Origin of the sequence: Chitinophaga sp., from assembly GCF_017745275.1 — a bacterium.
GTDB lineage: Bacteria > Bacteroidota > Bacteroidia > Chitinophagales > Chitinophagaceae > Chitinophaga.
On sequence record NZ_JAGHZS010000004.1, the window covers coordinates 208,889 to 221,200 of the forward strand.

Genomic DNA, 12,312 nt, shown 5'->3' on the forward strand with positions numbered 1-12,312 from the left:
CCCTAATATATACCATAAATAAACAATACAACCAGGCCCCGTCTCATCAAGCCTTTCCCTTACTTATAAGTTGCCCGTGGGCCAAATTATATAAACTTTCTCCTGAATTGTATAACGATCCCTGTGCGGTATATCGGAGCTTTGTCACGGCCCAAATTCAATATTATGCTCAGTAGCTATAAGATATTCATTAAAGGAATGGTATGCGACAGGTGCATACTTACGGTCAAAGATGCACTGCAGGAACTGCAAATACCCGTTACCGGCGTTACACTTGGAGAATTCACTACGGTATCTGCCTTGTCCGGCCCCGACCTGGAGGCTGTCCGCGAAAAGCTGCAACCCCTGGGATTCACGTTGTTGGAAGATAAGAAAACCAAATTGGTGCGAGATATTAAATCGCTGGTGGAGAAAGTATATTCCGGTTCCTATGATTTCCCGGAAAACTTCCGGTTCTCACAGCTATCAGCAAGGACTTTACACAAAGACTATGATTTTATCAGCAATACTTTTTCTGAACTGGAAGGCAGTACCCTGGAGAAATATATCATTGCATTCCGTACAGAGAAAGTAAAAGAATTCCTCGTATATACCGATGAAACGCTGTCTGATATTGCCTTCCGGTTGGGTTATAGCAGCGGGGCCCATCTTTCCCGGCAGTTTAAAGATCAAACGGGGCTCAACACTTCTTACTTTAAAGAAATCAGGAAATCGAAGGAAGCCCTTTCTCATCAATCAGAAGAGCATACCCATTAAAAGTAATTTACCACATGAACGACGTACAAACCTGGCGCACGGCGCGTATTATCCCGGAAACTGCCTCCGCGGTTACCATCCGGTTTGATACCGGCGACCAGCCTTTTATATATCAACCTGGGCAATTTATCAATCTTACTTTAATCATCAATGATAAAACCGTTACCCGGTCTTATTCTTTAAGTTCTGTGCCAGGAAAAGACCAACAGCCGGCCATCACGGTAAAAGCTGTACCGGGCGGCATCATGAGCAATTATATCCTGACCCATGCCAGCGACATAAAAGAGTGGCAGGTAACCGGTCCCTTTGGCGCCTTTGTACCGGTGGATACCACCTGGTCCGCCAAACATATTGTATTACTGGCTGGCGGAAGCGGTATCACACCACTGTACAGCATTGCAAGAGCAGTGACAGAACGCTCTCCCGATACGCATGTGACGCTGATCTATGCCAACCGCACGCCGGAAGAAATTATTTTCAGCCATGATATTGCCTCCTGGCAAAACAGTCACCCGGAAAGAATCCAGGTGCACCACGCCCTTTCTGCGCATGGCGACGCCGCCCTCCCCAACCTGGTGAAAGGGCGACTGAATAAGCTGGTGACCCGCAAACTGATTAAACAAAGCATTGAGGAACCACATACCAACGTACATTATTTCATTTGCGGCCCCACCGGGCTGATGAAAATGCACCAGGAAATGCTGGAAGCTATGCAGGTACCAGCCGAAAATATCTTCCTGGAATGGTTTTCTCCTGAACCTGTCAAGCCAGATGAAATATTACCGGATACCCCACAGGAAGTACTCCTTCATTTCTATGAACAATCCAACCTGTTAGATGTAAACCCCGGCAAAACTATCCTGGAGGCTGCATTGGAAGACCTGATACCACTCCCTTATTCGTGTAAAGGCGGCACCTGCGGCGTTTGCACTGCAAAGCTCACCGCCGGCAAAGTGAAGATGCGCCATAACTATGCACTGAGGCCTTCCGACATCGACGAAGGCATGATCCTGCTTTGCCAGAGCTTTCCCCTTACTGCAGATGTTACCGTAGAGATAGGGTAAATGCAACGGCCATACGAAAATCAATCGTATGGCCGTTGTATACAAATTTACTATGTACTATCACTTCCCTCCTGCTTTCATTTCAGGCAAAAGACAACACCAATCAACGTACATCTTTCAAACTAACATTCACCTTATCACCATCCTTGCGGATGGTTACCTTTTCCTCTATTTCAGCTGTTGCACCAGATGAAGCACTGGCGGAGTTATATATAGGCGTAGAAGACAGCACTGCCCCGCTTGGATGCACCAGGTTAGAGGTTCCTGCATAATACTGATAAGAGTAGCGATGGGTATACCCGAAAGTAGTCCACAAAATATATTCACCGGGCATTAAGTTGGTGAATTCGAAGTGGCCTTTGTTATCATATATGGTTGTTTTCTTAATACAGGCGGCCACGTTAGGATCAATAGGCACTTCCTGCACCTTGTTACGCTTCCGTATTTTTTTATTCACGGCTTTCCATTCCTCGATATATTCGGAATTAGGCAAAAGGAATACCGCTGTACCCTGGGGAGGAAATTGCGCTTTACTCATATTCACTACCTGCAAACGGCTGTTTCCATGGTCCCTGGCTAAAGCGGTGCCTGTAATAACACTATTCCCGTTCTCTGTCTTTCTTAAATTCTCTGCTTTATCAAATTTGCTGGCAATAGGCTGGTAATCCAACTCTTCATTTACACAAATTTCCATTGTACCGCCACCGGCAGGCATTTCCCGTTGCCAGATCCGGTAGTCTTTTTTATCGATGATATAAGTGTACACAGCCCCGGAGCTTTGTTCCAATACATTCATCAGCCAGGCGTCGTGATTGCCGGTTTTAGGGGAACGATGCACATAACTTTTCACATCTTTGATAATATAGTCAGACAACACACTATCCGGGCTATCCATATAATAAAACTCAGGCACAATGGCCTTATACCCTACATCCAGCGGCAATGCTGTGAAGAAAATTTCTGATACATTAAAGTCCACAAATTTTCCGGCAGGCTTCAGCGATATCGTTTTTTCCTTGTCCGTTTTTGACTTCCGTTCTTTACCGGTAATGGTAGTCCCAAAGTTCAATGACAGCGAGCCTTTCGTTCCTTCCGACTTATAACTGACCGGGCTGAGTGTTTTGGCATCTGCCACAGAAGTTCTTTTTTTAAACCATTGATCTTTCTCGTCTACATAGTTTGCCACAAACGTCAGTTCATTCCCGGAAACGGTCAGCTCGTTGGTAAAAGTGCCCTTTTTAGTCCAGTTATTGTCCTTTACATAATAGATCGTGTACAACGATTTTCCAGGTTTCAAACGAGCGGTGTTAACGTCCGGGTGGCCCGGTAATACTCTTTTCTGAGCGAAGCTGGCAAATGGCAACAGCAACAGCAATACAGGTTTTAATGAAATTTGCATGAAGTCCTTATTTCTTACCAAACAATAATATACACGCTATCCCGGCCACTTTGAGCCTGATTTTTCAGCGATTCCCGAGATATGGCGGGCAAAAATAAGCAAAATGGGATAATTATATAAAACATCCCGTTTATAGTGTAACAGACAGGCACCTACGTAGAAGTAATTTTACATCATCAAACAGCAAATCATTTAAAAAGAAATAATCATGGAAACACTACAATTTAAAACAAACATCAAATGTTCAGGTTGCATCGCCGTAGTTACACCGGTATTAAATAAAATAGCAGGCGCAGATAACTGGGAAGTAGATCTGCAAAGCCCGGATAAGTTATTGGTAGTAGCTACCGACAAGGCAGGAAAAGCTGAAATACAACAGGCTATTGAAAAGGCAGGATATAGAGCAGAAGCAGTGGCATAAATGCAACGGCCATACGAAAATGAGAATGTTCGTGTGGCCGTTTTGTTTATTTCAACTGAAAAATAGTTCGGTAGTTCTCGTTGTATAACTACCGAACTATTGTGTAAGAGATACTATCAAGCTATTTTAAACATTATACTGTATGAAATAATTATCTATCACTTCCCGTAATAGTAATAAAGGCTTGTAAGTTAACTACCTGCAAGGCGCTTAATATACAGCAATCCTCTTCTCCCCTACTTCATCACATGCTTCATACTACTCACGCTAAAACCGCTAAAACATCCCACCACATTGCTCCCCTTTATATTACTCTTTAATACCACCGGCGTTGAAAACGGACCACTATTAGCCCTGGCCTTATTAAAGCTATCCCAGAAATCATACACCGGCCGCTCTATACTCACCAGGTAATAAGTAGCGGTATCTCCTACGGGCATCACTGCTGAATGCGTGATATGTATGGATTGCCCGTTCACCAGTTCATCTGTGTTGGGTAAATACCTGTCTGTCCCAAGGGCGCCCCATCCAAAGGTACTTTTTGTATAGCGGTTGGACCAGTAGTAAATCTGTGCATTGCCAAGTGTATCGGGATCAGTGTAATGTACGGTAAGCCGGGCGCGTACCCTGCCGGAATCATCTTTAAAAGGAGGAGTATTGGTAAGACTATCAATGGGTACCGGTATGGGTAAAGTGGTAATCGCTGTATATTTTTTGCCTTCTGATACAATTTCCAGCAGATACGATTTTCCGGGCTTCCCCATGATGGCATTCGCTGAATCTGCAATCAATCTGGGATCAAAATATAACCCGGGAACATACAGGGAATGCATAGCCGGCATCTTACCTTCCTTCAGGGTTACTTTACCTGCGGTATTCCATTGATAGCCTTTTCCTTTGTCGTATGTTCCTTCTGTGATGGTGACCGTTGCTTTTTCCACGGCAGTATTGGCAAACTGCGACTCGGTGAAGTTGACTGTTTTGCCGATAATGACATAATTGTAAGAGCGGAGGTTATTGTTGATATATGCTTCCACCACCAGCATGGGAGGCGTTTTATCCAGCTGAAGATCGATATTTTTTTCGCAGGCATTACAAAGAAGTAATACCAGTAAGATAAAGATATAGTTACTCGGTTTTTTCATACATCAGAAATTAAAATTCCAGGAAAGACTTGGCAGAATAGGAAACAGGATCACCTGCTTACCTTGTATGGTTTGCTTTTTCTCATCAACATCTACGTAAATAAAGTAAGGATTACTACGATTGTAGACATTGTATACACTCAATATCCAGTGGCTTTTAAAGCGCCGGGTACTTTCAGGATTAGGTGTAAAAGTAACAGAGAGGTCGAGGCGATGATACGCTGGCATACGGTAGTCGTTGACCTTACCATAGCGGTCGATATTGGTGAATACCGGTACATCATTCCTGAAATTATATCCCAGGTTATAACCAAAGCGACCATTAGGCATGGTGAGTGCATTACCGGTGCTGAATACAAACAGACCGGTAAACAGCCACTTTTTCGACAGCTCATAATTGGCGGTGATGTTGAGATCGTGGGTACGGTCATACCTATACGGAAATGGTTTGCCGCCATTCAATGCAGGGAAAGTGCGTTCTGCGCGACTAAGCGTATAGCCTATCCAGCCGGTGAATGGCCCTGTTTTCTTTTTAAAAAATAATTCCAGTCCATAGGCTTTTCCGGTACCGAAGATCATCTCTCCTTCCAGGTTCTGATTAAGGAGCAGCTGGGCGCCGGGCATAAATTCAAGTTCGTTGCTCATTTCCTTGTAATACGCTTCCGCACTGACTTCATATCCCCCGGAGAGATTTTTATAAAAGCCCGCTGCTACCTGGTCTGCAATACCCGGCTTTATCAGGCGGCTAACAGGAATCCACAGATCACTCGGAAACGTAGCAGCGCTGGTGGTGGCCAGATGCAGGTACTGCACCGTACGGGTATACGAAAGCTTGACGCTTGTTTCGGGGTCGAACAGGTATCGCATTGCTAAACGTGGTTCCGGGTACATATACCTGGCGATCACAGCACCTTTGCCGTATTTGATGGTCTGGCCGGTAGGGACTCCATCTTTCCCATATACTACCTCGTTCTTCGGCCCTACCTGGTCGAAATAGCTGGCCCGTACTCCTGCCAGGATGTTAAACTTCTGGCTGACATCCCAATCTGCACTGAGATAAGCAGCTGCTTCCCTGCCATATTGCTTATTAATTTTCGATACAAATGCCTGCTCCCCTGCACTGATATTGCCTGCGCCGGGCTTGAACTGGTGCCACGTGCCCTGCCAGCCGGCCTTTAATTTAAGACGATCAGCGGGAATATACATCCAGTCGTTCCTGACCTGGTAGTCCAACAGGCCGGAGGAAAACAATACGCCATCGGTAATATAGGTAATACGACTGCCGAGATCAAAGGAATTGTGAGACAGCGATAATTCCTGCTGAATTCGTTTGCTGACCTGCGATTTCCAGGTAATACCTGCCAGCGTATTTCCCCAGTCGGCTTTAAAATTACGGTGCCGGTCGTTCGATTGTACTTTATCGTAATTGAATTTGTCTTTGCCCGTATAAAAATTCACGGAAATGCTGTTGGCTTTATTCAATTCAAAATTCAACTTCGCATTCACATCATAGAAATAATAACCGTTTTCATGGATTGATTCCGGCGCTACCCATCGCGCAATCTGATCAATATAAGTACGACGGGCGCTGATGATAAAAGAAGATTTTCCTTTTGATACCGGGCCTTCTACTGTAAGGCGGGAAGAGATCAGCCCTATGCTGCCATTCAATTTAAGCGAATCTTTGTTTCCCTCCCTGGAGGCAACGGAGATGACACTACTCAATCGTCCTCCGTATTCAGCCGGCATACCACCTTTAATAACGGATATACTTTTAACGGCGTCGCCATTGAAGATGCTGAATGCCCCCAGCAGGTGAGTAGGATTATACACGGTGATACCGTCCATTAATACCAGGTTTTCGTCCGGACCGCCGCCGCGAACATAGATGCCACCGGCATCGCCGGCGTTCTTGATGCCTGGCAGCAAGGTGATGGATTTCAGGGGATCAATTTCTCCAAACAGCCTGGGCATTTTTTTGATCTGGTCCATGTTCAGGAGATGTGAACTCATCCGGCCCAGTTGCAATATCCGGTCCGACTCAATAGTAACGGACCTGAGCTGATGTGTACTCTTTGATAGTACAAAAGCGATCGTTGTATCGCTATTCAGTACAATGCCCTGGCTGCTGCCTGTATAACCGATGGCACTAACAGCCACCTGGTACCGGCCCGGTGCAAGACGCAACAATGCTGTGCCTGTTGCATCTGTAACTGCTGTTACTGAGCCTGCTGCAACGCTGGCGTTAATCCCCTGCTGCTGCTGGTTGGTAACGCTTACTTTGAGTAATGTTGACTGCCCGTAAGTGTTCAGTCCCCCAAATAATAAAAATAAAAAGTTCCACTGTCTGATTCGAATGGTTTTTCGCCTGTTTACCATTTTTAGAATGTTATGCTGGTTTTACAGAAAGCTCATTTTTAGAGAGCCATTTAGGTTTTTCATGATGTTCATTTCGCAATTACATCCTGTAAACTTGTTGTAGGTTCATTTAATCTGTTGCCAATTGGGGAAAATAACGATACAAAAGAATGATCGGTCCGTCTGCAGATAACACCACAACACCGCTACCGCCGCCTGGCAGGCATCGTGTAATGGATCATTCATGCGAATGGTTAAGGCGATAGAAAATAGGACAATCAATAGAGGTAACTATTGTTACACTTAAAATCCGGTACGCCTGGTAATTGATGTTTGATATGGTTTAATATTGTTTCGATATGGTTTTATAATGATTCCCGATATGGTTTTATAATAATGGCGCTCCCAGATATTTTCACGCTACGGATTTCAACAATAATTACGCCAGAATGGTGGAGGTTGGAATTAATTTTCCTTTATGATTTATCAGAAAAAAAATGCCTCATGCGCATAATAAAAACAACGTTGTATCGTTACTGCCTGTATTAAAACTGCAACCGGAAACTCCCAAACAATCCAAAGCTGTTATTATACGATAACGCTGTTTGCTGCGGATAAATACGCCACACGGCATCCACCCGGAAAAAGCGGAAAATATTATCGAAGCCGGTGCCTATTTCCGTGTATACATTCCCTTTAAGAGAGCGCATACCATAACTACCAAATTCCATGTGATTATATACCCGGTTTTTGTACGACAAATCCCCGATAACCGACTTCACATTCCAGAACTGCCGTACACCGGTGCTGCGCATAAATGGCAACAGGTGCAACAATTTCCCGTTGAAGTTGTGCTCAATGTTGATACCTGCATAACGGTCACTGAAAAATTCATATTTCCTCATCAGGCTGAAAGCTTCTTTATTGTAGTAATAGGTTTCATTTCCCGGGTGCATTTGCAGCAGCATAAAAGGTAACTGGCCTGTAAAAATCCGGCCGCCATATACCATGTAACTCACCCGTCCCCAGCCAGGCAAGGGAAATTGTTGTCGCACGCTGAAGCTTACTTTCTGATATTGATATTTGCCACCGAACATACCGGTGGGTGCAAAAGCATAGGCTAATTCTGAGACAGGCAGGTTGCTGCGCACACGCCTTAACTTACGGAAGGTACGTAGCTCCTTTTCTCCCGGTGCGAACCGTAGCTTGAACTGCAGCTCCGTATTCACCACTTTTCCTCTTTCTTCCGGCAGGAAAAGCTTGTGCGAAGGAAGCGGATCAAAGGTGGTATAGCAACTGCGGGCAATGGTTCCCTGTAGCGACAACTGCTGCGGGAACTGCTTAATCACCGACAGACTGGCATCTGCCTCCCGGATAAACTTCTGCGGTATACCACGGCGGCGGACCAGCTGACCAAAGATATTATCCAGCGATACCTGTTCCCCGTTAAATCCGCGCTGATTATTATCCAGGTCATCTTTGTAAAAAGCCATCACCTGCCAGCCATTGTCGCCAGGTGAAATATAGCTTACTGCCATACTGCCCTTCAGTGATTCATCCTTCATCCCGTACGCGAGGTAACCATTTAAACGCCAGTTGCGGCTGAACTCTGCCGTGGTTCCCAGGTCAAAACGCAGCCTTGGTCCCTCCACCCGGTTACGGCTTACCCATTTATACCAGGGACCAATTTCCACTTTCCCCAGTTTGATATGCCCGTCGAAAAGAAAGGTAACGGTATTGCTCAACTGCTTAAAGGAGGGCATTGATTTTAGTGTATCCACTAACGTTATAGCATGTACTTCGTTGCGCGTTAATGTCTCCGGGCGGTGACTTTCCAGGTATCCTTTACCGGATGCCACGGCGCTGTCGGGGATCACCACTTCTTCTTTTCTGCGGTTGGCATTCACCTTTTCCCTGATGAAATCCTGGTTGATAGCAATATGGTTATACAAGGTGGTTTTACGGCCAATAAAAGTGGTCCTGTCTTTTCCCAATGGCGCCAGCTCCACAATAAAACGGTCTTTTGCCACCACCCATTCCTGCTCCTTATATTGCGAAAATTCCTGGATGATATCCAGTCGTTTTACAAAGTTGATATCTACCGCACCCACCACAGACAAACTGATTTTCTGTATTGCCCAGGTGGAGGCCTGTATCCAGCAATCGCCGGCAAACAGGTTTTCGCCTTCCCGCCGGGGCGTAAAGGCAAGATGATAATAGGGTTCGCCATGCTGGTAAACAGTATCCAATCCTTTGTAGTGGTAATAACGGTCGCCGGTACTGCCAAGGGGACTGATAAACTCACGACCGAAGATCGGCAGGGTATTCTGGTAGCTATTGATTTTCTGGTGAATGCCGCCCAGGTACTGCATTACAGACTCGTTTTTTATACCGCTGTTATTCAGTGCCCGGATCTCTTCCCTGGTAGTGGGAGGCGTGCCGGCTGTATAATAATCAGAAACGGATTCGCTGAGGAATACCGGCAGGAAAGGCCGCTGCTCCGAGATAGTATCTATCTGCTGCGTAACAAAGGTATATGGCTTCATCAACCTCGACTTCTCCCAGCGTTGACGGCTGATGTTAGAGAGATCTATCTCCAGTTTATTATAGAGTTCTGCATAATAACTTTGGTAATGCGCAGGAGAGTTTTTTTCTCTATGCGCCACTATCTGCCGCCACCATACCAGGCCTTTGTCCATTTTGGCTTTCACCTCAACGCCGATTTTCACTGCCGCTTCCAATGATATCACCAACGGCGATGCCTGCGTAGCGTCTGCCGGCAGCGCTTTCACTTCATATCCTACATAACGCACTACCAGGGTGTCATTTTTCCGGGAACTCCTGGTAAGCTGAAAATATCCCACGCTATCGGTCATTACACCATAGCCAGCGGCTTTCCAGTACACGGTGGCAAATGGCAATGGCTCCTCTGTGAATTTGTTCACCACCTTCCCATGGGTGGTGGCAGCTTGTTGCGCCCAGGTTTGTTTAGCCGATAATAGCAAACAACAAAACACGACCCAGCCCTTGCAAGTACAGATAAAGGTTTGCGGCATCAGATAAACAGTTGTAGATATCTTTAAGACGCGTTGTTCTCCATCTCCCCCCATTTATACGCAAAAAAATGTAACTATCCCCCTGCAAAAGGGCTGATACTGAAAGTAATGTGAAAAATATTTCTATATTTGTCCCTTGCTATAGTGATCGATGTTTTGTGACTGTACTTCCATTACCAACCATGTCTGTATTTTAGTATGATAAATGTGTACCGACCATGTATTGCCATTGTTGCCTTCCTTATGCTGTGTGGCCTGTATACAGGCTGTAAACAGCCCGCCGGACAAGCGGAGAAAAGCATAAGGCCTGTTACCAATGCACCCGACACTGCTTTCATTCCTTTGATCCTTTCCCAGGACACCCTCGGGAAACAGATTTTGAAAGATACCGTCAAAACCATACTGGCCGCCCTGGAGAAGGGAAAAAATAAGGACGAAGATCCCTGGTATTACTATTTCAGGGGCTATCAGCAGGAACTGAACAAACAACCTGACAGCGCCGTGCATTACTACAGGCGGATGGAGCCAGGCGTTAAAGATTCCCAACTGCTGGTATTACAGGCTTTTTCCATACTGAATCTTACTACAGACGCCAGCAATATTACCAAAGCGGAACGGGCAGAACAGATACTGGAGGCTATCAAAAAGGCGGAAAAAAGTAACAGCATATTCCTGTATCGCCTGTACGACCTGCTGGCACGGTCTTATTACGCCAATGGGAATATTGCCCAATCGGCTACGTATACCCGGTTGTATTACAATAACAACCCTTTTAAAGCGCATCCAATCATACGACAGCGATATTTTGATATTTGCTTCCTGCTGGCAGCCAGGATAAACGACCTCAATGGCATGCAGCGTTACCAGGATAGCGCCCGCCGGCTGGCCATCCAGATTGCAGACAGCATGGCATTAGTTCGGACTTATGACTATGAAGCACAGATACACTCCCGCACCGGGGAACTGGCCAAATCCATAGACTGTGAGAAGGTGTATTTCAATTATATGAAGGCGCATGATCGGCTGAATACCATTGTTTTCAATAATCTTGCTACCAGCTTCGTCAGGAATAACCAGCTGGATTCTGCCATTTATTACTATAACGCCTGTATTGACTGGGCGGCTAAAAAGGGTCAGCCGGCCAATCTTTTTTCTGCCTATGAGGGGTTAACAGAAGCTTACCGGAAAAAAGGCGATTATAAGAATGCCCTTGCCGCATTCCATCAATCTTTCGAAACTTTTGCCAGAAATAATGATTCTATTGAGGCTTCCAAAATAGAAGAGCTGCATACCCGCTACCAGACAGAGAAAAAGGACCAGGCCATCGCGGGATTGAGAACAACAAATATCTTAAACAGGAAAATCATCTCCCAACAACGCTGGATATTCATCGTCATTTGTACCTTACTGGTACTCGCCGCATTTTTCGTTTATAACATCTACCGGCAACGCCTGCTCCGGGAGAAAAATGAAAAACTGCAGATCGATAACAAACGCCTGCTGCTGGAGCAAAAAACCCGGCAAATGCAATTGGACCCGCATTTTATTTACAATGCAGTGGCCAACCTGCAGGGATTGATCAGCAGCGACAGAAAGCAGGAAGCAAACGCCTACCTGGTTTCTTTTTCAAGACTGATGCGGAATATCCTGGAGCTGAACCGGGAGGATTTTATCTCGGTGGAAGAAGAAATCGGCGCACTGGACAACTACATCCGGCTGCAACAGATGCGCTTTACCGGCATGTTTGACTATAGCATAGATGCGGATGATATAGACGTTTCCGATATATTAATTCCGCCGATGCTGATACAACCCTTCGTGGAAAATGCTATTGAACATGGATTCAAAACCATTGACTACAAAGGATTCCTGCAGATTACTTTCCGGCAGGAACAAGAGCAGCTGGTTATTACCATAGATGATAACGGTGTGGGAAATAAAGGTCAAACCGGCCAGCAGAAAGAAAAGAAATCATTATCTCAGATTATTATACAGGAACGACTGGATTTACTTTTTAATAAAGAGCAACAGCGATCCGGGTTTTCGTACAACACCAAACCATCCGGTAAAGGATTTGTTGTAATTGTCACCATTCCGCTTATAACCGCTTAAT

Annotated in this window: 8 protein-coding genes; 4 read left to right on the forward strand and 4 right to left on the reverse strand. The window is 45.4% G+C overall.

Annotated features, from left to right (window positions below; all coding sequences use genetic code 11):
• Positions 1–165: 165 nt before the first annotated feature.
• Together J7623_RS13755 and J7623_RS13760 are read left to right on the forward strand one after the other, a co-directional pair.
• Positions 166–756 carry an AraC family transcriptional regulator gene (locus J7623_RS13755; protein ID WP_291920881.1) on the forward strand — a complete coding sequence of 197 codons (591 nt, stop codon included), beginning with the start codon at positions 166–168 and terminating at the stop codon, positions 754–756.
• 14 nt (positions 757–770) lie between these two features.
• Positions 771–1,820, forward strand: a complete 1,050-nt coding sequence (locus tag J7623_RS13760; RefSeq protein WP_291920882.1) for a ferredoxin--NADP reductase — start codon at positions 771–773, stop codon at positions 1,818–1,820.
• 103 nt (positions 1,821–1,923) lie between these two features.
• Here the strand turns inward: J7623_RS13760 and J7623_RS13765 are convergent, their stop codons facing one another.
• On the reverse strand, positions 1,924–3,219 hold the full coding sequence (locus J7623_RS13765) for a hypothetical protein (RefSeq protein WP_291920883.1): 1,296 nt from the start codon (positions 3,217–3,219) through the stop codon (positions 1,924–1,926).
• Between the two features lie 208 nt (positions 3,220–3,427).
• Between J7623_RS13765 and J7623_RS13770 the strand changes: the two genes are divergently transcribed.
• Positions 3,428–3,640, forward strand: a complete 213-nt coding sequence (locus J7623_RS13770; RefSeq protein WP_291920884.1) for a heavy-metal-associated domain-containing protein — start codon at positions 3,428–3,430, stop codon at positions 3,638–3,640.
• Between the two features lie 236 nt (positions 3,641–3,876).
• On the opposite strand, the gene J7623_RS13775 is transcribed toward J7623_RS13770, so the two are convergent.
• The 3 genes from J7623_RS13775 to J7623_RS13785 form a co-directional block, all read right to left on the reverse strand.
• Positions 3,877–4,785 (reverse strand): DUF4249 domain-containing protein, encoded by a 909-nt coding sequence (locus tag J7623_RS13775; RefSeq protein WP_291920886.1) that lies wholly within the window; start codon positions 4,783–4,785, stop codon positions 3,877–3,879.
• 3 nt (positions 4,786–4,788) lie between these two features.
• Positions 4,789–7,164, reverse strand: a complete 2,376-nt coding sequence (locus tag J7623_RS13780) for a TonB-dependent receptor (protein ID WP_291920888.1) — start codon at positions 7,162–7,164, stop codon at positions 4,789–4,791.
• Between the two features lie 524 nt (positions 7,165–7,688).
• On the reverse strand, positions 7,689–10,160 hold the full coding sequence (locus J7623_RS13785) for a DUF5686 and carboxypeptidase-like regulatory domain-containing protein (RefSeq protein WP_291920890.1): 2,472 nt from the start codon (positions 10,158–10,160) through the stop codon (positions 7,689–7,691).
• 246 nt (positions 10,161–10,406) lie between these two features.
• Between J7623_RS13785 and J7623_RS13790 the strand changes: the two genes are divergently transcribed.
• A complete protein-coding gene (locus J7623_RS13790; protein ID WP_291920892.1) occupies positions 10,407–12,311 on the forward strand; it encodes a histidine kinase in 1,905 nt (634 codons plus the stop codon).
• Position 12,312 lies beyond the last annotated feature (1 nt).